At 63.1% G+C, this 20,422-nt stretch carries 19 protein-coding genes; 12 read left to right on the forward strand and 7 right to left on the reverse strand.

Going from position 1 to position 20,422, the window contains the following annotated elements:
- Positions 1–103: 103 nt before the first annotated feature.
- Positions 104–709: a 3-isopropylmalate dehydratase small subunit gene (leuD, locus tag EP376_RS10185; protein WP_127655429.1), complete on the reverse strand. Its 606-nt coding sequence runs from the start codon at positions 707–709 to the stop codon at positions 104–106.
- Positions 710–893: 184 nt separating this feature from the next.
- Here leuD and EP376_RS10190 point away from each other — a divergent pair, with 184 nt between their 5' ends.
- Positions 894–2,102 (forward strand): TsoY family (seleno)protein, encoded by a 1,209-nt coding sequence (locus EP376_RS10190; protein WP_127655430.1) that lies wholly within the window; start codon positions 894–896, stop codon positions 2,100–2,102.
- Positions 2,103–2,228: 126 nt separating this feature from the next.
- Here the strand turns inward: EP376_RS10190 and leuC are convergent, their stop codons facing one another.
- Positions 2,229–3,635, reverse strand: a complete 1,407-nt coding sequence (gene leuC / locus EP376_RS10195; protein ID WP_127655431.1) for a 3-isopropylmalate dehydratase large subunit — start codon at positions 3,633–3,635, stop codon at positions 2,229–2,231.
- Positions 3,636–3,873: 238 nt separating this feature from the next.
- Between leuC and EP376_RS10200 the strand changes: the two genes are divergently transcribed.
- From EP376_RS10200 to EP376_RS10210, 3 genes are all read left to right on the forward strand, one after another.
- Complete coding sequence (locus EP376_RS10200; RefSeq protein ID WP_238928713.1) at positions 3,874–4,491, forward strand: SOUL family heme-binding protein; 618 nt, start codon at positions 3,874–3,876, stop codon at positions 4,489–4,491.
- Between the two features lie 153 nt (positions 4,492–4,644).
- Entirely contained in the window at positions 4,645–5,937 is a 1,293-nt protein-coding gene (locus EP376_RS10205; RefSeq protein WP_240652460.1) for a mechanosensitive ion channel family protein, read from the forward strand.
- A gap of 16 nt (positions 5,938–5,953) precedes the next feature.
- Positions 5,954–6,553 (forward strand): hypothetical protein, encoded by a 600-nt coding sequence (locus EP376_RS10210; protein WP_127655432.1) that lies wholly within the window; start codon positions 5,954–5,956, stop codon positions 6,551–6,553.
- Between the two features lie 3 nt (positions 6,554–6,556).
- On the opposite strand, the gene EP376_RS10215 is transcribed toward EP376_RS10210, so the two are convergent.
- Positions 6,557–8,083: an ABC-F family ATP-binding cassette domain-containing protein gene (locus tag EP376_RS10215; protein WP_127655433.1), complete on the reverse strand. Its 1,527-nt coding sequence runs from the start codon at positions 8,081–8,083 to the stop codon at positions 6,557–6,559.
- Positions 8,084–8,409: 326 nt separating this feature from the next.
- Here EP376_RS10215 and rsfS point away from each other — a divergent pair, with 326 nt between their 5' ends.
- The 8 genes from rsfS (at position 8,410) to EP376_RS10255 (ending at position 15,653) form a co-directional block, all read left to right on the forward strand.
- On the forward strand, positions 8,410–8,838 hold the full coding sequence (gene rsfS / locus EP376_RS10220) for a ribosome silencing factor (RefSeq protein WP_420837126.1): 429 nt from the start codon (positions 8,410–8,412) through the stop codon (positions 8,836–8,838).
- Positions 8,839–8,851: 13 nt separating this feature from the next.
- Positions 8,852–9,322, forward strand: a complete 471-nt coding sequence (rlmH, locus tag EP376_RS10225; RefSeq protein WP_127655435.1) for a 23S rRNA (pseudouridine(1915)-N(3))-methyltransferase RlmH — start codon at positions 8,852–8,854, stop codon at positions 9,320–9,322.
- Positions 9,323–9,415: 93 nt separating this feature from the next.
- Entirely contained in the window at positions 9,416–10,939 is a 1,524-nt protein-coding gene (gpmI, locus tag EP376_RS10230; protein WP_127655436.1) for a 2,3-bisphosphoglycerate-independent phosphoglycerate mutase, read from the forward strand.
- 1 nt (position 10,940) lies between these two features.
- Positions 10,941–12,059 carry a murein hydrolase activator EnvC family protein gene (locus tag EP376_RS10235; protein WP_127655437.1) on the forward strand — a complete coding sequence of 373 codons (1,119 nt, stop codon included), beginning with the start codon at positions 10,941–10,943 and terminating at the stop codon, positions 12,057–12,059.
- A 19-nt stretch (positions 12,060–12,078) separates the two neighbouring features.
- Positions 12,079–13,431 (forward strand): S41 family peptidase, encoded by a 1,353-nt coding sequence (locus tag EP376_RS10240; protein ID WP_127655438.1) that lies wholly within the window; start codon positions 12,079–12,081, stop codon positions 13,429–13,431.
- Positions 13,432–13,436: 5 nt separating this feature from the next.
- A complete protein-coding gene (locus EP376_RS10245) occupies positions 13,437–13,940 on the forward strand; it encodes an RNA pyrophosphohydrolase (protein WP_276317301.1) in 504 nt (167 codons plus the stop codon).
- Entirely contained in the window at positions 13,937–14,434 is a 498-nt protein-coding gene (locus tag EP376_RS10250; RefSeq protein WP_127655439.1) for a hypothetical protein, read from the forward strand. Before EP376_RS10245 ends, EP376_RS10250 begins: the two co-directional genes overlap by 4 nt.
- A gap of 112 nt (positions 14,435–14,546) precedes the next feature.
- Positions 14,547–15,653: a Do family serine endopeptidase gene (locus tag EP376_RS10255; RefSeq protein WP_127655440.1), complete on the forward strand. Its 1,107-nt coding sequence runs from the start codon at positions 14,547–14,549 to the stop codon at positions 15,651–15,653.
- Between the two features lie 84 nt (positions 15,654–15,737).
- Here EP376_RS10255 and EP376_RS10260 read toward each other — a convergent pair whose 3' ends face one another.
- The 4 genes from EP376_RS10260 to EP376_RS10275 all read right to left on the reverse strand — a co-directional run bounded on the left by EP376_RS10260 (position 15,738) and on the right by EP376_RS10275 (position 20,340).
- On the reverse strand, positions 15,738–17,090 hold the full coding sequence (locus EP376_RS10260; protein ID WP_127655441.1) for a sensor histidine kinase: 1,353 nt from the start codon (positions 17,088–17,090) through the stop codon (positions 15,738–15,740).
- Complete coding sequence (locus EP376_RS10265; RefSeq protein ID WP_127655442.1) at positions 17,087–17,761, reverse strand: winged helix-turn-helix domain-containing protein; 675 nt, start codon at positions 17,759–17,761, stop codon at positions 17,087–17,089. The genes EP376_RS10260 and EP376_RS10265 overlap by 4 nt, the downstream gene beginning before the upstream one ends.
- Positions 17,762–17,872: 111 nt before the next feature.
- On the reverse strand, positions 17,873–19,111 hold the full coding sequence (locus EP376_RS10270) for a lytic murein transglycosylase (protein ID WP_420837127.1): 1,239 nt from the start codon (positions 19,109–19,111) through the stop codon (positions 17,873–17,875).
- Positions 19,111–20,340, reverse strand: a complete 1,230-nt coding sequence (locus EP376_RS10275) for a lytic murein transglycosylase (RefSeq protein WP_127655444.1) — start codon at positions 20,338–20,340, stop codon at positions 19,111–19,113. The genes EP376_RS10270 and EP376_RS10275 overlap by 1 nt, the downstream gene beginning before the upstream one ends.
- Positions 20,341–20,422 lie beyond the last annotated feature (82 nt).

Here is a 20,422-nt window from a genome sequence, read left to right on the forward strand (position 1 = left end):
TGGCAGGGCTGGATCTTGACCTGATCTGTATTGTCCGGAGACCACCCCCCGGCGGACTCCAGATCAGGCCTTGATCACCAGCATGTCCAGTCTGTGGATCGGTTCAGACCCAGGGGCGTGCTTGCGCCGCTGTGGCCTCAAACGCATCGATCGCAGCCGCCTTTTCCATCGTAAGGCCGATATCGTCGAGTCCGTTGATCAGACAGTGCTTCTTGAAAGCATCCACCTCAAAGGTAAATTTTTCCCCTTCGGAGGTGGTGATCGACTGCTCTTCAAGGTCGACCTCGATCCGGGCGTTCGCACCCTTCTCGGCGTCTTCCATCAGCCTATCCACCTGATCTTGCGGTAAAACCACGGGCAGAATGCCGTTCTTGAAGCAATTGTTATAAAAAATGTCGGCAAAAGACGTGGAGATGATGCAGCGGATCCCGAAATCCGCCAAAGCCCACGGCGCGTGCTCCCGGGACGAGCCGCAACCGAAATTGTCACCCGCCACAAGAATCGACGCCTCGCGATACTGCGGCTTGTTCAGCACGAAATCGGGGATCTCGTTTCCGTCACGGTCATACCGCATCTCGTCGAACAGGTTCACACCAAGGCCCGAGCGTTTGATCGTCTTGAGGAACTGCTTCGGAATGATCATGTCGGTATCGATATTGACGAGGGGCATGGGCGCCGCGATGCCGGACAATGTCGTGAATTTTTCCATGGGTCGATCCTCTCTGGCCACTCCGCGCGACGGCTGATCACCGGGATTCCGTCCCTGTCGCGAAAGTCGTCGCTTTCTGCATCATGCCCCGATCCAGTTCAAGACGGCGCGGGCTTGATCCAGATCAATTATACATATTCAGATTTTTGTATATTACTCTCCGACTCAGAAATCGGAGGCATTCATGGACCATCAAGATCGACAACCAGCAGGCTATGCGCCGCTCTACTTTCTCGCCGCCCTCGGCGCGGGCGGGCTCGCCGTCACCTTCTTTCTCTACCTTCTCTTCTGGGTGCCGCATCCCGGCCAGCCGGTCCCCGTGTTCGAAGACATCATGGCGGCCTTTTCGGCAGGGTCACTTGTGACGAAAGCGATGATCGTCACTGCGTGGGCCGGCATCCTTGGCTTTTCCTTCATGCTCATCCGGATGCTGATCTGGAACCTGTCGACCCTGTCCCGCTATCGCCAGACCGACGCGTTCGAGACGCTTCTGAAATCCAACGCCGGCACGCAGTTGATGGCGGTTCCGCTGTCGCTCGCCATGACGGTTAATGTGGGCTTTATCCTCGGGCTCGTCTTCGTGCCGGGGCTCTGGTCGATCGTCGAATATCTGTTCCCGGCCGCGATGGCTGTCTTCGTTCTGATCGGCGCCTACGGGCTGAAGCTTTACGGAAGCTTCCTGTCGGCGCGGCTCAAGGAAGGCGGCTTCGACTGCGCCAAGAACAATTCCTTCGCACAGACCCTGCCGGCCTTCGCCTTTGCGATGGTGGCCGTCGGGCTGGCCGCACCCGCAGCAATGAGCATGGTCACCGCGACCGTTGCGATCAGCCTGATGCTGTCGACCTTCTTTGTCGTTCTCTCACTGATCATCGCCGGTGTGACCATGTTCCTCGGGCTGCGTTCGATGATGGAGAATGGCGCCAATGCCGAAGCCGCGCCGACGCTCTGGATCGCGATCCCGCTGATCACCGTTCTGGCCATCGCTTGGATGCGGCAGGCGCACGGGCTTCACGTTCACTTCGATGTGCATGGCGGTAAGGCCGGCAGCTTCACCCTCCTGATGCCGCTGCTGTCGATCCAGCTGATCGTTGGCCTCTTTGGCTGGTCGGTGATGCGGGCGCAGGGCTATTTCGGGCGCTTCGTGGCCGGACCGGAACGCAGCCCGGTGAGCTACGCCCTTGTCTGCCCCGGCGTCGCCCTGTCGGTCCTGCTGCAGTTCTTCGTGAACAAGGGCCTGGTCGGTTCCGGCGTGATCGAGAAGTTCTCGACAGTCTATTGGGTTGCGACTGCGCCCGCGCTGATCCTGCAGGTGGCGACGATCGCACTGGTCGTGATCCTCAACGCAAAACATTTCGGGCGGGACCGCACGCCCGTGGCGGCCCTCCCCGCCTGACAGGTCCCGGTGCGACCCGAGATGACAGCCCCGCCCGGAGTTGGCCCGGGCGGGGCACCTTGGCCGCAAGAACAAAAAGGCCGCCTCCTTTCGGGGCGGCCTTTTCGATTTTGGGCGGGCGAAAGCCTACATCAAGTCGCGCACATCCGTCAGACGCCCGGTCACGGCCGCGGCCGCCGCCATGGCGGGGCTCATCAGGTGGGTGCGACCGCCACGGCCCTGACGGCCCTCGAAATTGCGGTTCGACGTGGCGGCACAGCGCTCACCTTCGGACAGCTGATCGGGGTTCATGGCAAGGCACATGGAACACCCCGCAAGGCGCCACTCGAAACCGGCCTCCTTGAAGATATCGGCAAGGCCCTCTTCCTCGGCCTGTGCGCGGACAAGACCCGAACCGGGCACGACCATGGCACGCAGACCGTCCTTGATCTTCTTGCCCTTCAGTATTTCGGCCGCGGCACGCAGATCCTCGATCCGGCCATTCGTGCAGGAGCCGATGAAGACGGTGTCGATCTCGATCTCGTTGAGTGGCGTGCCGGGGTTGAGCCCCATGTAATCCAGCGACCTCTTGGCCGCCGCGACCTTGCCACCCTGAAATTCTTCAGGCGCGGGAACGGTTGCGGTGATCGGCAGCACATCCTCGGGCGAGGTGCCCCAGGTCACGACGGGGGCGATATCCTCGCCACGGATCGTCACGACCTTGTCCCAATGCGCATCGTCGTCGGAGTAGAGCGTCTTCCACCATGCAAGCGCCGCTTCCCACTGCGCGCCTTTCGGCGCATGCGGGCGGCCCTTCACGTATTCGAAGGTCTTTTCATCGGGCGCGATGAGACCGGCACGCGCACCACCCTCGATCGCCATGTTGCAGACGGTCATACGGCCTTCCATCGACAGATCGCGAATCGCCTCGCCGCAATATTCGATGACATAGCCCGTCCCGCCGGCGGTGCCGGTCTTGCCGATGACCGACAGCGTGATGTCCTTGGCGGTGACGCCCGGGGCCAGCTTGCCGGTGATCTCGACCTTCATGTTCTTGCCCTTGCGCTGGATCAGCGTCTGGGTCGCCAAAACATGTTCGACCTCGGAGGTGCCGATCCCGTGGGCCAGCGCACCAAAGGCGCCGTGGGTCGCGGTATGGCTGTCGCCACAGACGACGGTCATGCCGGGCAGCGTCCAGCCCTGTTCGGGGCCGACGATATGCACGATGCCCTGACGCACATCGGAGACGGGGTAATAGTGGATCCCGAAATCCTTGGCGTTCTTGTCGAGCGCGGCCACCTGAATGCGGCTGTCCTCGGGCATCTGGTCCGGGTTTTCGCGCCCCATCGTCGTGGGCACGTTGTGATCGGGCACGGCGATCGTCTTGTCCGGCGCGCGCACCTTGCGGCCCGCCATGCGCAGACCCTCGAATGCCTGCGGGCTGGTCACCTCGTGCACGAGGTGGCGATCAATATACAGAAGGCAGGTGCCGTCTTCGGCCTCATGGGCCAGATGGGCATCCCAGATTTTGTCGTAAAGCGTCTTGGGGGACATGGGTCCACTCCCGGTGATGTCAGAAGGTCGGAATCGTCGGCACGCGCGGGCCGCTATAGACGCGCCAGCACAGTGCGGGCCGCACCGTGAAACCGCTCGATCAGGCGGGTCCGGTCACAGATGGTGAAGATGCGTTTCATGCCAGACCGGATACACCCATGACCCCTTGCATCGCAAGGCCCGGATGATCCGCAGATCGGCGGTCCGCGTATCAATCATGAATGAACAGAGGTAACCTATGTCTATCCTGAGCCGAATGCTTGCTGGTGCCACGGCCGCCCTGCCCGTCGGGGCCTCGGCTGACAGCTATGGCAAATACGACTCGCCCCCCTACACGGTCGAGCAGCGGATCGGCGAGATCGAGATTCGCCAATACGCGCCTCATATCCTTGCCGAGGTCACGGTTTCGGGCGATCGCTCGGGCGCGCTGAACCGGGGCTTTCAGGTGCTTGCCGGGTATATCTTCGGCGGCAATACCAGCAGGGCAAAGGTCGCGATGACCTCGCCCGTTGCGCAATCCGAGCGGATCGACATGACCTCCCCCGTCGGGCAATCGGGCCGGGACGGGTATTGGACCGTGACCTTCATGATGCCCTCCGACTACACGATGGAGACTTTGCCCACGCCCGACAGCCCCGCCATTCGCCTTGTCGAGGCCGGCGGCGACAGGCAGGCCGTTCTGATCTATTCGGGCCGGCCGACGACAAGCGCCGTCGAGGCTCATGAGACCGAACTGCGCGAGGCGCTGGAAACAGCCGGTATCTCCTACCGTGAACCGGCACAGTATTACTACTACGACGCGCCGATGACCCCGCCGTGGCAGCGCAGGAACGAGGTTTCCTTCATCCTCGACTGATGCCACCGGCCCGCGCCCGCCGCTTGCTAAGGCATTTCCGGGTGTGCGAGGCTTTCTCACCCCAAGTCGCAGAGGACGCAGGTGGCCAACCATACCGAGGATGCCGTTCCACAGACCGAACCGCCGGGCGTGCCTGCGGATTCGTTCGGGGACGTGATCGATATCGGCCAGTCCCTTCTGGATCAGGGGCTGACCTTCGGCGAAAGCCTGTTCCGGACATGGAACCTGTACCAGATCGGGATCGCCTTCGGGATCATGGTCGCGGCGCATCTTCTGCGCGCGTTCCTTGGACCAAAGATCCGGAGCTGGATGGGCCAGCGCGAGAATTGGCCGAAATGGCGGATGCGCATCCTCGTTGTGATCCACCAGAGGCTGCGCGCGATATTCTTCGTGGCCCTGATCTGGGCCGTGATCTGGACAATGCGCGAGATCACCTGGCCCTCGCGCAGTTACCTTCTTGGCATCATCGCGACCCTCGCCACGGCATGGCTGGCCGTCGTCTTTGCCACGAGGCTGATCCACAGCCCGCTTTTGCGCAGGCTTGTTCGCTATGGCGCGACGATCTGGGTCACGCTCCATATCCTCGGCCTCAAGGAGGAGGCGGCCCAGCTACTGGATTCGCTGGGCTTTTCGATCGGGGAATTCCGGTTTTCGCTCCTGCTTCTGGTGCAGGCAATCGCGTTGCTTGGCGCCCTTGTCGCGCTGGCGCGTTTCGTGTCGCGCACGACCGAAAGCCGGGTCCGGCGAAGCGAGGATATCAGCCCCTCGATGCAGGTGCTGATCGTCAAGTTCGTCCAGATCGCCCTTTATGCCGCGGCTTTCCTGATCGGGATTCGCGCCGTCGGGATCGACCTGACCGGCCTTGCCGTTCTGTCCGGGGCCATCGGCGTCGGCCTTGGCTTTGGCCTGCAAAAGGTGGTCTCGAACCTTGTGTCGGGGGTGATCATCCTTCTCGACAAGTCGATCAAGCCCGGCGACGTCATCAGCATCGGCGAGACCTTCGGATGGATCAACACGCTGGGCGCGCGCTACACGTCGATCACCACGCGCGACGGCAAGGAATTCCTGATCCCGAACGAGGATCTGATCACCGGACAGGTGGTCAACTGGTCGCATTCCAACGATTTCGTCCGGCTCGATATCAATTTCGGCACGTCCTACGGTGACAACCCGCACGACGTGCGGCGGATCGCGATCGAGGCTGCATCATCCGTCGATCGGGTTCTGACGTCGCGCCCGCCGGTCTGTCACATCGTGGGTTTCGGCGATTCAAGCGTTGATTACGTTCTGCGGTTCTGGATCCGCGATCCGACCGGCGGCCTGACCAACATTCGCGGCAATGTATTCCTTGCTCTTTGGGATGCATTCGAGGCCAATAGAATTTCGATACCCTTCCCCCAGCGCGAGGTGCGCATGCTTGGAGAAGCGCCTTCGAAAGACATTTGAGAAAGTTGATTTGCCCATGCTCCGACGTTTTTCTTCGATCTTGATGCTGCTTTCAGTCGCTGCCTGCGGCACCGGCACGACAAGCCCAGCGCCTGATCCCGACCCGGCACCCGAACCGATCGCATTCGACACTTTTGCCGGAGGTCAGTCCATCGCCTCCGGGATCGAGGCCGCGAATACCGATCTTGGGCTCACGAACCCCGCCGATCTTCTGGTCAACGGCAGCGCGACCTACCAGGGCACCGCCGAAATCTCGAGCACGGCAGGCCTGAACGCCATCGGGGTGATGAACATGAGTGTCGTCTTCGAGACAGGAAACGAAACCGTCGGCGGAAGCGCGACGGACTTCGTCGACCAGGACGACAATCCCGTTTCCGGCGCCCTGGGCATCGTCAGCGGAAGCTTCGACAGGAATGGCGGGGCTGGCGCAAACCTCACTGTCGGGGTCACGGGCAATTTCGAAGGAACAACCCACGTCCTGCAGGCTCAATCTCCGATTTCCGGAGATTTCTATGGCAATGCCGAGGGCATGATCCTTCAGGGGGATGTTCAGGGTTTCGTCAATGAAGCCCCCACAACCTATAACATCAGGATCGTGACAGAGTTGGCTGACTGACGCCTATCCGTCCTCGGCGCCGAGCGCCTCGGCAAAGAACGGCTCGGGGCTTTCCACCTCGACCAACCGCCGGCGGACGATCTGCCAGAACCGGGTGCCGACGGACCTTACGAAGCTTCGGTCGTGGCTGACGATCAGGCAGGTGGCCTCACGCCCCACGATCTCTGACTCGAGCGCCTCTTGCCCTTCGATATCCAGATGGTTGGTCGGCTCGTCGAGCAGGTAGAAGTTCGGCTGCGACAGGCGCAGGACAAGCATCGCAAGCCGCGATTTCTGCCCACCCGAAAGGGCCGAGACCTTCGATCCCTGCAAGCGGACGTCCATCCCCGCACCGGCCAGCGCGGCACGGGCCCGGGCGTCCCCGATATCGAATTGCCCCGCGATCACCTGCATGGGCGTCGCGGCCTCGTCTATCTGGCTGAGCTGCTGATCCGAAATCCCCGGAACCACCGATGGCGTGGCCCGGATCTCGGGATCTTCGGCCCCCCGCAGCACGGCGGCAATCCGCATCATCAGCCGGGTCTTGCCGGCCCCGTTCTCCCCGAGGAGCACGACCCGGTCGCCCCGGTTGATCCAGACCTGACCTGTTTCGAACAACGCGCGCCCATCCGGGGTCGCGATCCGTGCATGTTCGAGGCTGAGAAGCGCCTTGGCATGTGTCCCGCTATTGGCCAGCCGGATCGCACCGGCCGACATCTCCTTGTGGGCGGGGCGCGCGGCCTGTTCGACTTTCTCGGCCCGGTCTTTGAGTTGCTTCGTCTTCTTGGTCAGAAGATCCGATCCGGAATTGATTCCGATATTGTTCAGCTTGGCGGCCTGCCGGCGCAATTGCGCGGCCTTCTTCAACTCGTTGTCGAAACGGCGGCCATCGGCTTCATCAGCCTCATCCAGGGCAACGCGCGCCTGACTGAACGGCAGCGCAAACACGCGCGATCCTTCGGGCCGCAGGAACAGGGTCCGATTCGTCACCGAATCGAGGAAGGCCCGATCATGGCTTGCCACGATCATGGCCATGTCGCGCGGCTGGGCTGCGATCCATCGTTCCAGAAGCCCGATCCGCATCAGATCAAGATGGTTGGTCGGTTCGTCCATCAGGATCGCATCGGGCTCCGCCACCGCGACGCGGGCCAGCATCACCAGCCTCTGCCACCCCCCCGACAATGTGCCAAAAGGCACATGATGCAGTTCGGCAGGAATACTCAGGTCATCAAGGGCGATATCGGCACGCCAGCTTTCGTATTCGGCGGCCTCGGGCTCCAGCCCGCCGGCCACGACCGCATGAACGCTCTGCTCTGCAAATGCCTCGGGCGCATCCTGCTCGAGATATCCGATCCGCAGCCCGCGGGCGCGGGTGATTTCGCCGGTCGTAGGCTCTGAAAGCCCTGAAATAGCGCGCAAAAGCGTGGTCTTTCCGCGCCCGTTCGCGGCGACAAGCCCAAGTCTGCTGCCCTTGTCGAGCGTCAGGTCGAGGTCGGAGAACAGCGGGGTGCCAAGGGTAATGCCAAGGGCGCGAAGATTGATCTGGGTCATCAGGAGAACTTTCGGTCTGTCAAAGGAAACGACGCCGCTGAAAGCGGCTTGTCGGGCAGACCGGGCAAACGCTTTCCCTGATCAGCCCTGCAAACGCATCTGCAGGGCAAGAACAGGTCCGCGTTGTCTGTGATGACGCCAGCGCGCGGGCATGGTCTCTCCTTCTGAACTTCGGGTATTTCTTGCATGACCGGTCGCAACGCGCAACAGATGAGCCTCGCGATTGCGGGTTCGATGGCTTACATTGAAATGTCACCCGGGCGAGGTTATTCTAGGTTGAGCCCGGCGTCGGGGCTTTGATCGGCGCGCGTCAGGAGGAAAATGAACTGTCCCTTCACTCTCAGGCAGCACCGTCTGCTTCGACATCGGATCATGGGCCCACGCCCGGAGACCGGACAATGACCCGAACCACCAGCGACATGCTGTTGGACGCGGTCCTCAAATCCCTGCAAGACGACAAGGCCGAAGAGATCGTGCAGATTGATCTGCGCGGCAAGTCCGAGATGGGCGACTGGATGGTCATCGCATCCGGCCGGTCTTCGCGTCAGGTCACGTCCATGGCGGAAAAGCTGACAGACCGGCTCAAGGCCGATCACGGCATCCTGTCCAAGGTCGAAGGGCGGGAAACCGGCGACTGGGTGCTGATCGACACGGGCGACATCATCGTTCACCTTTTCCGTCCCGAAGTGCGCGAGTTCTACCAGCTCGAGAAGATGTGGATGCCGCAGGGCGGGGCCGCGGCGCAAAGCCGCTGATACCGCTGGCATCATGAAGGTAACGATTTGCGCCGTGGGCCGACTGCGCGCCGGCCCCGAGCGCGACCTGATCTCTGACTACCTCAAGCGATTCGACAGGACAGGCCGTGCCCTCGGGCTCGGCCCCGTCGAGATGCGCGAAGTCGAAGACCGCAAGGGCGGCGGCATGCCCGCCGAAGCGGCGCTTCTTGAAAAGGCGATCCCCGATGGCGCGCTGATCTGCACCCTCGACGAAAGGGGGCGCGATCTGACCTCCCCCGAACTTGCCGGGCAGATCGCCCGATGGCGCGATGATGGAAGATCGGATCTGGCCTTTGTGATCGGCGGCGCCGACGGCATCGACCCTGCCCTGCGCGAAAAGGCCGATTTCGCGATTTCACTGGGCAGGATGGTCTGGCCGCACATGCTGGTTCGGGTCATGCTCAGCGAACAACTCTACCGTGCCGCCACGATCCTGTCGGGTGGCCCCTATCACCGGGCCTGATCCGGGCGAATTCTTGCCTTTCGGCGCGGCGGGACCGTTCAACTTTCCGATCCAAGCCGCTACAAGGCGCACAAACACGAAAGGAACAGCCGAATGTCCGGTCGCAAACCCGTGGTCTTGTGCATTCTGGATGGCTGGGGGCTGAGCGATCGCACCGAAGCCAACGCCCCCTACCTTGCCAATACACCGAACTTCGATCGTATCATGGCAAACTGCCCCAATGCGCAGCTGATCACCCACGGTCGCGACGCGGGCCTGCCCTCGGGCCAGATGGGCAATTCCGAGGTCGGGCACACGAATATCGGCGCCGGTCGGGTCGTGGCGATGGACCTTGGGCAGATCGACCTCGCGATCGAGGATGGATCCTTTGCCCAGAACGAGGAAATCAAACGGTTCTCGGCAACGCTGTCGGACACGGGCGGGGTCGCGCACCTGATGGGCGTGATCTCGGACGGTGGGGTCCATGGCCATATCGATCATGTTGTCGCCGCCGCGGACATCATCACCAAGGCCGGCGTGCCGGTGGTCATTCACGCGATCACCGATGGCCGCGATGTGGCACCCACCTCGTCGGAGCATTTCGTGGGCGACCTGATCGACCGTCTTCCGACAGGTGCGAGCATCGGCACGGTGATCGGGCGCTACTATGCGATGGATCGCGACAACCGGTGGGAACGGGTCGAAACTGCTTATGACGCGATGGTCGGTGGAAATGGCCCCCGCGCCAAGACCCCGCTGGATGCCGTGCGCGACGCGCTTGCCGACGGCAAGACGGACGAATTCATCCCCGCCACCGTGATCGGCAACTATGCCGGCATGACAAGGGGCGACGGGCTTTTCTGCCTGAATTTCCGGGCCGACCGGGCGCGCGAAATCCTCGCGGCGATTGCCGATCCCGAATTCGACGGCTTTGATCGGGTTCAGATGCCGGAACTGTCGGCGCGCCTTGGCATGGTTGAATATTCAGACCGGCACAAACATTGGTATCGCACCGTCTTTCCCAAGCGGGAGATCGTGAACACGCTGGGCGCCTGGGTTGCGTCCCACGGCCTGCGTCAATTCCGCCTGGCCGAGACCGAGAAATATCCTCACGTCACTTTCTTCCTCAACGGCGGGAAAGAGGAGCCCGAAAAGGGCGAAGACAGGGATATGCCCAAATCCCCCAAGGTCGCGACCTATGATCTGCAACCCGAAATGTCGGCAGGCGACGTCAGCGACAGCCTCGTCGCGGCGATTGGCGCGGGATACGACCTGATCGTGGTGAATTTCGCCAATCCCGACATGGTTGGGCACACAGGCGATCTTTCTGCCGCGATCCGCGCCTGCGAGGCCGTGGACACGGGCCTTGGTCGCGCGCTCGAGGCACTCGAGGCGCAGGGCGGAGCCATCGTCGTGACCGCCGATCACGGCAATTGCGAGATGATGGTCGATCCCGAAACCGGCGGGCCCCACACGGCACATACCACCAATCCCGTGCCTGTCATCGTGTGTGGCGCGCCCGACGGCGCGACCCTTCGAAACGGACGGCTCGCTGATCTTGCGCCCACGGTCCTCGATCTCATGGGGCTGAATTTGCCGCCGGAAATGACCGGCAAGACCCTGATCGTGACGGACTGAGATGCGCAGATTATCGCTGCTTCTGGTTTTTCTTTCGGGCCCGGTCTGGGCTCAGGGCGATACCGCGGCCACAGCCGCGGCTGCCGCAGAAAGACTGGAAGCGGCGGCGGTCCTGCTCAACGAGGCGGGCAGCTCGCGCGACAGGGTCGCTGCACTGACCGAGACGGTTCAGGCCTATGAAGACGGGCTTGTCGCCCTGCGGGACGGATTGCGACGCGCCGCGATTCGCGAACGCGCCCTGCGCACCGAACTCGAGGCACGCTCGGAGGAGGTCGGTGAATTGCTGGCCGCGCTTCAGATCATGGGCCGTGCGCCCGCGCCGCTCTTGCTGTTGCATCCTTCCGGACCGCTGGGAACGGCCCGGTCTGGAATGCTCGTCTCCGAGGTGACACCGGCCGTCCAGACCCGGGTCGATGCGTTGCGCGCCGACCTCGAAGAAGTGACGCAGCTGCGTGACCTGCAGGTCAGCGCAGCCGAAACCCTGCAAGAGGGGCTGGTCGGCGCACAGGAAGCGCGGTCACAGCTGGCCAACGCGATCCAGAACCGCACGGATCTGCCCCGCCGGTTCACCGAGGATCCTGTTGCGACCGCCGTCCTGATCGCATCGACTGAAACGCTCGATGCCTTTGCAAGCGGTCTGGCCGATGTTGTGGATCGTGAACTCGCGGGGCCGGTTCCCGATGCCACCGATCGCAAGGGCACGCTGCCCCTGCCCGTTCAGGGCGAGGTGATCCGACGCGCCGGAGAGGCCGATGCCGCGGGGATCGTCCGCCCCGGCATCGTGATCGCCGCCCGTCCCCGGTCGCTCGTGACGACACCCGCGGCGGCGACCATACGGTTTCGCGGGCCGCTTCTGGACTATGGCAATGTCATCATCCTTGAACCGGCGGCGGACGTGCTGTTCGTGATCGCGGGTCTTGCCGAGGTGTTCGGCGAAGCCGGGCAAGTGATCCCGGAAGGCGCGCCGCTGGGCCTGATGGGCGGATCCACCCCTGGTGTTGACGCGATTTTGACTGAAACTCTGACGACAGGAGCGGGCAGCCGGAGCGAGACGCTTTATCTCGAGGTGAGAGAAGGGCAGTCTGTGCCAGATCCGGCGACATGGTTCGCGATTCAATGAGACATATGGGAAGGCAGGCATGAAAAAATTCTTGATGGCCGCGGTTGGCGGCACGTTTCTAGGCCTCGTGACCACGTCACAGATCGCGGGCCCCCTTGTCGCGCAGGAGGCCGAACGCAATTCAAGCGTCTACGAACAACTTGATCTGTTCGGCGACATCTTCGAACGGATCCGCGCGCAATACGTCGAGGAAGTCGATCCGTCCGAACTTATCGAGGCCGCAATCGACGGAATGCTGACCTCGCTCGATCCGCATTCCAGCTATCTCAGCCCCGAGGATGCCGCCGACATGCGGTTCCAGACCCGTGGCGAATTCGGCGGCCTCGGCATCGAGGTCACGCAGGAAGAGGGTTGGGTCAAGGTCGTCTCGCCAATGGACGGAACGCCTGCTGACGCCGCCGGTATTCAGGCGGGGGATTTCATCACCGCCGTCGATGGCGTCAATACACTTGGCCTCACGCTTGACGAAGCGGTCGAGATGATGCGCGGGCCCGTCGGTTCCGAGATCATCATCACGGTCGTCCGCGAGGGCGAGACCGAACCCTTCGAGGTGTCGATCATCCGCGACACGATCCGGCTGACGGCCGTGCGCGCCCGGTCCGAAGGGGAAAGCGTCGTTTTGCGGATCAGCACGTTCAACGACCAGACATTGCCGAACCTGCGCGACGGTCTGGCCGAGCAGATTGCCGAGGCCGGTGGCGTGGACAACGTCAATGGCATCGTGATCGACCTGCGCAACAATCCCGGCGGCCTGTTCAACCAGGCGATCTATGTGGCCGACGCCTTCCTTGACGCGGGTGAGATCGTTTCGACCCGGGGCCGTCAGCCCGAGGATGGCGATCGCTATAACGCGACGCCGGGTGACCTTGCCGAAGGTCTGCCGATCGTCGTTCTGATCAACGGCGGCTCGGCCAGTTCGTCCGAAATCGTGGCCGGCGCGCTTCAGGATCATCGCCGCGCGATCGTCGTGGGCACGCAATCCTTCGGCAAGGGGTCGGTCCAGACCGTCATGCCCCTGCGGGGTGACGGCGCGATGCGGATCACGACGGCGCGCTACTACACCCCGTCGGGCCGGTCGATCCAGGCGCTGGGCATTTCGCCCGACATCATCGTCGAACAGCCGCCCCGCCGCCCGCAATCCGAAGAGGAAGAGGATGCCCAGTTCATCAGCGAGGCGGATCTGCCCGATGCCCTGTCGAACGAGACGCTGACCGAGGATCAGCTTCGGGTGATCGAAGAGGATCGCGCCCGCGCAGAAGCATCCGCCGCGCTGCGCGAGCAGGATTATCAGCTGGCCTATGCGCTCGATATTCTGAAGGGTCTTTCGGCTCTTGCTCCGGCCCGGGCAACTCCGACGACAACGGCGGAGTGATCCGGGTGACCGCGAACGACACCGTCCCCTCCGCCGAACAGATCGCACTGCTGCCCTACAGGCCCTGCGTCGGCGTGATGCTTGTCAATGCGGAGGGGCGGGTCTTCGTGGGTCAGCGGCGCGACTGGCCGGAACCGGCATGGCAGATGCCACAAGGCGGCATCGACGAGGGTGAACCGGCCCGTGAGGCCGCCTTGCGCGAACTGGAAGAGGAAACCGGCGTCAGCCGCGATCTGGTGCGGATCGAACACGAAACGGCGGGATGGATCCCCTATGATCTGCCCCTGGAAATCGTGAACAAGCGCTGGAAGGGCCGGTTTCGCGGACAGGAACAGAAATGGTTCCTGATGCGGTTTCTCGGAACGGACGACCAAGTGAATATCGAAACGGCCGAGCCCGAATTTTCGGTCTGGCGCTGGGCTGACCCCAAGGATCTGGTTCCGGGAATCGTCCCATTCAAGCGGGAGGTCTATGCCCGCGTTCTGGATGAATTGGGGGACCTGATATGACCATGGCGTCACGCATCTTCGCAATCGCAGCACTTGCCGGCCTGACGGCGGGGCCAGCGCTTTCCCTGTCCTGCATGCGGCCCGACCCCGTCCGCGCATTCGGACAGGCCGCCGCGTCGGAGGACCGGTATGTCGTCCTGTATGGCAGCTTTGCCTTTGACGGATCGGCCATGCCGTCCTTTGACGACCGCAGTGATACCGAGACGATCGACCCGGTTCCGGCAACCTTTTCGGGAATGGCGCTCAACACCGACGGGTTCACCATCCCGTACACGACGGACCTTTGGCTTCAGCCCACCTGCGCAGGCATCTGGTGCGGCGGCATGCAACCGGCCGACGATGTTCTGGCCTTTGTCCGGGATCGGGGCGACGGCACCTATGAACTGGAGCTTGGGCCCTGCCCCGCCTGGGCCTTTTTCGATCCCTCCGCGCAGGTTCTGGATCGAATGGCGGCCTGCCTTGCCGGCACGGCTGAATGCGATCCCGGCCGCTAGGCTTCACCTGCGCGTGACAAAGTATGCATTTTTGTAAGGCTGCGGCCACGCATCTGTGAAACCCGGCATCTATGTCTGTCTCATCGACCAGTCAGAGACAGGAGTTCTCACGATGCCAAGTTTGCGAACTGCACGCAGCCTGTCGCTTGCGGCCATGTTGGCCACCGCGACCGCCCTTACCATTCCCACAACGTCCCTTGCCGCCCCGGAAGGCGGATATGCCGACCTGGTCGAGCAGGTTTCGCCCAGCGTCGTCTTTATCGAGGTGACCGGTGCAGCCCCCGCCGAGATGGAGCTTCCTCCCGGGTTCGACAACGAGGAGTTCCGCCGCCGCTTTGGTGACCGTTTCCCCGGGATGCCGTTCCCCGACATGGACCCCGAGCCGATGCGGGGCCTTGGAACCGGGTTCGTGATCTCGGAAGACGGTCTTCTGGTAACCAACAACCATGTGATCGACGGCGCATCGGAAATCTCGGTCACCTTCGAAGATGGCCGCACCTTCACCGCCGAGGTCGTGGGCAGAGACCGGCTGACGGATGTGGCGCTTCTTCAGATCGACAGCGACGAGACCTTTGCCGCGCTGAAATTCGGTGATTCCGAGGCGATGCGCCGTGGCGATGACGTGATGGCCATTGGCAATCCCTTCGGCCTTGGCGGCACCGTCACGACGGGGATCGTCTCGGCTCTGGCGCGCGACATCAATTCCGGGCCTTACGACAACTTCATCCAGACCGATGCAGCGATCAATCGGGGCAATTCCGGCGGCCCGCTGTTCAATGACGATGGCGAGGTGATCGGCATGAACACCGCGATCTTTTCGCGGTCGGGCGGATCGAACGGGATCGGCTTCGCCGTGCCGTCGAACATGATCGAACGGGTTGTCACCGACCTTGCCGATGACGGCACGATCTCGCGCGGGTGGCTTGGCGTCCAGATCGGCCCGATGAGCGAAGAGGTCGCCAATGTCCTTGGCTACGACACGCCCGTCGGCGCGGTGGTCGGCGACGTGACGCCCAACAGCCCGGCGGAACGCGCAGGCTTTGCCAATGGCGACATCATCCTCGAAGTCGAGGGACAGGAGCTTGAGGATCCGCAGGCTCTTCAGCGGGCGATCGCCGATATTCAGCCCGGCACCGATGTCGACGTGACCATCTTCCGCAAGGGTCAGCAGATGACGCTGGACGTCACGCTTGGCGAGCTGCCCACAAGCGACACCTGATATCGCGCAAGACCCCGTCCCGGGGCTCTACTCCAGCGATGCCTTCGCGCCGCCCGAATCCCCTCCGGGCGGCGCGAAGCGCGTTCAGGCCTCTGGAAATGTCAGCGTGACAGAGAGCCCGGGGCCCGCATCACCCAGTTCCAGCTTGGCGCCATGCAAATCGGCGATGGCCGAAACAAGCGCGAGCCCAAGGCCGCTGCCCTCGGTCGTCCGGCTCCGCTCAAGCCGGTAGTGACGTTTGAGGACATTGGCCCGTTCTTCCTTCGGAATGCCCGGCCCGTCATCCGTCACCTGCAGGAACGGACGGGGCTTTGCCCCGACCTTGACGTCGATCCGGCTGCCCGGAGGGGCATGTCGCAAGGCGTTCTCGATCAGGTTGGCCGTCACCTGACCCAGAAGCTGTCGTTCCCCCGTGACGGGCGCGGGCCCATCGCGCACAAGCACGAGCTTGTGGCCGCTTTCCTCGGCTGTCGGTTCAAAGACATCGACGATCCCGGCCACGACCTCGGCCAGATCCATCCGGGTGAACCTTTCTTCGATCCGGCCCCCTTCGATCTGGGCGATTTGAAGCAGCGATTGAAACGTCTTGACGATGCCTGTCGTCTCTTTGCGGGCGCGCGCGGCGATCTCGGCCTGTTCCCCCGAAAGGCCCGCCTCCTCCAGCCGCGACAACAGGACCGAGACCCGCTGAATCGGTGTCTTGAGGTCATGTGCGATATCGGCCGAAACCTGCTTGAGCGAGGCGATCGATGCCGCCTGTGCGACAGCCATCCTGTTCACCGCGCGCCCGATATCGGCGATGTCGTCGGGCGCGTCGTCCAGCCCGGTCACCCGCGCCTCGAGATTGCCGCCGGTCATCTCGCGAAGCGTGCCCCGGATCGCCTCGACCCGGTCGCGGGCCCGGCGCGCCGACCACAGGCCCAGCACCGACCCGATCGCCAGAGTCGGCAGAAGGTTCACCACGAGGACGATCCCGAAGATGCGGAACAGATCCTCGACGTGATCGCGGTTGCGGGCCAGCGTCAGCTGACCATTGCCGACCCGGCCCTCGACCACGAGATAGCTGTCGGCCAGCTGGTCTTCTGACAGCGGGATCTCGGAGGCGCCCACGATCGAAAGGCCGCCCAGAGACGGCAATCCCTGCACATTCGAAAACCGGTTCCCATCGTCGGACCGGTAATCGATGATCGTCGTCCGGGGTGGCACGGTCGTGATCTCCTCGATCACCTTTTCGACCAGGTCCCTTTGCCGTCGTTCCAGCCGGTAGCTTTCGAATTCCTGCAAGACCTGTTCGCGCAGGACCGCGTCGGCCGAGCGTTCGACGATCATGTAGGCCGCCCCGAAGCTGAGCGCCGTCGACACCGAGAATACCGCAATCAGGCGCACGGTCAGACGGAGCGGCGTCGACCTGAAGATCGCTCCGCGTGCGCGGGTCATTCCACGTCGATCCGATAGCCCGAGCCGCGCACCGTCTTGATCAGTTCGGTGTCGAACGGCTTGTCGACCTTGGCCCGCAGGCGGCTGATATGGGTTTCGACCACATTCGTCTGGGGATCGAAATGGATGTCCCACACCGACTCGAGCAGCATGGTCCGGGTCTGCACCCGTCCCTTGCGGCGCAAGAGGTGCTCTAGAAGGGCGAATTCCCGGGGCAGAAGGTCGATCTCCTGCCCGCCACGGGTCACTTTCCGGGTCAGCAGATTCATCTCAAGATCCCGGGCCGACAGGACGGTAGGCTCGTCAGACACCGGTGGCCGGCGACCCAGCGCATTGATCCGGGCCGACAATTCGCCGAAGGCGAAGGGCTTGACGAGGTAATCGTCGGCGCCGGCGTTCAGCCCCTCGATCCGATCCTCGACCCCGCCCAGCGCGGTCAGCATCAGAACGGGCGCCTTCTGTCCCGCGCCCCGCAATGTCTTGACCACGGCCAGCCCATCGATGCCGGGCAACATGCGATCAACGACGATCACGTCGTATTGGCCGACCGTAGCCTGAACGAGGCCGTCATTGCCGGTGTCGATATAATCGACGGAATGGCCCTCCTGCCTGAGCCCGTCGGTGATATAGGCACCGGTCGTCTCGTCGTCTTCGATGACAAGTATTTTCATCGGGTTCCCCATGCCTCCCTGCCCGGCAGGATCTGATGCTGACGGCAAGGGTTCAAGCGTATCATATGCAGACAGGTTCGACCTTGCTGCATCATGACAGGGATGTAAGGTTCACTCCCCCGCGCGCAACCGATCAAGAAGGGATGCCGGAGCATATCCGTCAGGGATCAGTCCACGCGCCTGTTGATAGGCGCGGATCGCGTTGACCGTGTTCGGCCCGATCAGGCCGTCGACGCCCAGCGTATCGAAACCCGCCGCCGACAACAGGCGTTGAAGCTCCCGGCGTTCCTCAAAGGTCAGCGCGCGGTCACCATAGGGCCAGTCGCTGGTGATCGGCCCACCGCCCCGAAGACGATCCGCCAGATGACCGACCGCGATCACATAGGCATCGGCGGTGTTGTACCGCTCGAGCGCTGCGAAATTGTCATAGACAAGGAACGCGGCCCCACCTGCCCCGGCAGGCAGAAGAACCGACGCACGCCCATGATCGGGCATCGCGGCACCATCGGCCCGGGCCACACCCATCGCAGCCCACGCCTGTTCGTCACGCAGGATGCGGCGGTCGGCCTGCATGTAGTCGAACCCGTCAGGCAGAGTGATTTCGAACCCCCAGGGCTGGCCGCTCTTCCAGCCCGCATTGCGAAGGAAATTCGCTGCTGAAGCCAGGGCATCGTCGGGCGCGTCCTCCCAGATGTCGCGCCGCCCGTCACCGTCGAAATCGACGGCGAGCGCCTCGAACGAGGTCGGCATGAACTGCGTGTGCCCCATCGCGCCGGCCCAGCTTCCCCGCAGCCTCTCGGCGGTCGTATCGCCGTTTTCAAGAATGCGCAGCGCCGCGATCAACTGGGTCTCGAAGAACGCGCCACGCCGCCCGTCGGCCGCCAGTGTCGCAAGCGCCGACAGCGTGTCGGTATCGCCGCGCACCGCGCCATAGGCGCTTTCCAATCCCCAGATCGCCGCGATGATATGCCGATCCACGCCGTATTGGGCCTCGATCCGATCAAAGAGACCCGCATGCCGTTCAAGCGCCCGACGGCCATTGTCGATCCGCGCGTCGGAGACCGCGGTCTCGAGATAGACCCAGACCGGTCTGCTGAATTCGAACTGGGTGCGGTCGCGCTCGATCACCGATTCGAGCGGTCGGATATCGCCCAGCACCGCCAGCGTTTCGGCAGAGATGCCTTCATTCCGCGCGCGCTGTCGAAACGAAGCCAGCCAATCGTCAAAGCTTGCAGATATCGTCGTGTCCACGGGTCGAGGCTCCCATTCCGGGTCGGGAACGACAATCTCGGCCATCGCCGTCCCAGCGGCAAGGATCAACGACCCGATCAACATCGCATGACGGCGCATCATCGCAACCGCACCAGAAGATCGCGCGACGCCACACCTGTCACCGGCAGGCCATTGGCGGCCTCCCATGCCCCGATCGCGGCGGTCGTCCTGTCGCCGATGACGCCGTCCACATCGCCGGGATCGAAACCCGCGGCGGCAAGCCTGCGCTGGATCTCTTGTCTGTCAGACATCCTCAGCCCCTGCGCATCTGGCGGGAACCCGCCACGAATGGGCGGACCCCCGGCGATCCTGTCCGACAGATAGCCGACGCCGATGATGTAGTTCTGCGAATTGTTGTAACGGCTGAGAACGGTGTAGTTGGAAAAGATCATGAAGGCAGGCCCCGCGGGGCCCATAGGCGTCAGGATCGACGCGCTTCCGTTGTTCGGAACGACGCGGCCATCCATATCGCGCACGCCCAGCGCGGCCCAGCTCTCCGCGCTGCGCCCGCCGCCGCGCCCGGTAAGGCTCTGGTCAAAGTCTTGCGGCAGACGCACCTCGACGCCCCAGGGCTGACCGCGACGCCAGCCGGATCGCGCAAGGTAGTTCGCAGCGGAGGCAAGGCCGTCTGTGGGATCGTCTTCCCAGATGTCGCGTCGGCCGTCGCCACGGAAATCGACGGCATAGGCCTCGTAGGTCGTCGGTATGAACTGCGTGTGCCCCATGGCACCGGCCCAGCTGCCGGTCATGTTGCGGGGCGAGATGTCGCCGTTCTGCTGAATGCGCAGCGCAGCCAGCAATTGTCGCTCAAAGAACGCGCCCCGGCGCCCTTCGTAGGCCAATGTCGACGTGGCAGAAATCACCGGGATCGACCCGCGTCGGGCGCCATAGCGGCTTTCGACACCCCAGATCGCAGCGATGACATGGGCCTCGACCCCATATTGCGCCTCAAGCTGGCGCAAGAGCCCACCGAACTGCGAGAACTTGGCCCGGCCATCCCGGACTTGCTCCTCGTCGGCCACGATGGCGATGTAATCCTCGAGCGTGCGCACACGCTCTGTCTGGTTGCGATCCCGTTCGATCACGCCGGGGGTAAAGCCCGCGACGGAAAACGCCGCGTCAAAGATCGGGGCACGGATGCCCGCAGCCAATGCACGAGACCGGAACGCATCGACCCATGCATCCCAACCCGGATTGCGGGCTGTGGGCAGGGCATCAGTCGTGGAGAACGCGGGCTGACCTGAGGCGCATCCTGACAGCGCCAAAGTGCTGATACCCAGCAGAACGGACCTTCGGGACAATCCCATGACAACTCTCTAACCAGATCATTCGAATAGACAGTATCTCAGCCGGATCAGGCTCGACACCCCGGCGTCTCGGCTGCGCAGA

The organism is Alexandriicola marinus, from assembly GCF_004000435.1.
In the GTDB taxonomy this organism is placed as follows: domain Bacteria; phylum Pseudomonadota; class Alphaproteobacteria; order Rhodobacterales; family Rhodobacteraceae; genus Alexandriicola; species Alexandriicola marinus.

Coding starts and splice junctions, on each gene's coding strand:
- leuC (WP_127655431.1), bottom strand. CDS start 3,635: ATGTCCCCCAAGACGCTTTACGACAAAATCTGGGATGCCCATCTGGCC.
- EP376_RS10235 (WP_127655437.1), top strand. CDS start 10,941: ATGCGCAGATTATCGCTGCTTCTGGTTTTTCTTTCGGGCCCGGTCTGG.
- EP376_RS10270 (WP_420837127.1), bottom strand. CDS start 19,111: ATGCGCCGTCATGCGATGTTGATCGGGTCGTTGATCCTTGCCGCTGGG.
- EP376_RS10260 (WP_127655441.1), bottom strand. CDS start 17,090: ATGACCCGCGCACGCGGAGCGATCTTCAGGTCGACGCCGCTCCGTCTG.
- rlmH (WP_127655435.1), top strand. CDS start 8,852: ATGAAGGTAACGATTTGCGCCGTGGGCCGACTGCGCGCCGGCCCCGAG.
- EP376_RS10275 (WP_127655444.1), bottom strand. CDS start 20,340: ATGGGATTGTCCCGAAGGTCCGTTCTGCTGGGTATCAGCACTTTGGCG.
- EP376_RS10200 (WP_238928713.1), top strand. CDS start 3,874: ATGTCTATCCTGAGCCGAATGCTTGCTGGTGCCACGGCCGCCCTGCCC.
- EP376_RS10210 (WP_127655432.1), top strand. CDS start 5,954: ATGCTCCGACGTTTTTCTTCGATCTTGATGCTGCTTTCAGTCGCTGCC.
- gpmI (WP_127655436.1), top strand. CDS start 9,416: ATGTCCGGTCGCAAACCCGTGGTCTTGTGCATTCTGGATGGCTGGGGG.
- EP376_RS10255 (WP_127655440.1), top strand. CDS start 14,547: ATGCCAAGTTTGCGAACTGCACGCAGCCTGTCGCTTGCGGCCATGTTG.
- EP376_RS10215 (WP_127655433.1), bottom strand. CDS start 8,083: ATGACCCAGATCAATCTTCGCGCCCTTGGCATTACCCTTGGCACCCCG.
- EP376_RS10250 (WP_127655439.1), top strand. CDS start 13,937: ATGACCATGGCGTCACGCATCTTCGCAATCGCAGCACTTGCCGGCCTG.
- EP376_RS10265 (WP_127655442.1), bottom strand. CDS start 17,761: ATGAAAATACTTGTCATCGAAGACGACGAGACGACCGGTGCCTATATC.
- EP376_RS10190 (WP_127655430.1), top strand. CDS start 894: ATGGACCATCAAGATCGACAACCAGCAGGCTATGCGCCGCTCTACTTT.
- EP376_RS10240 (WP_127655438.1), top strand. CDS start 12,079: ATGAAAAAATTCTTGATGGCCGCGGTTGGCGGCACGTTTCTAGGCCTC.
- leuD (WP_127655429.1), bottom strand. CDS start 709: ATGGAAAAATTCACGACATTGTCCGGCATCGCGGCGCCCATGCCCCTC.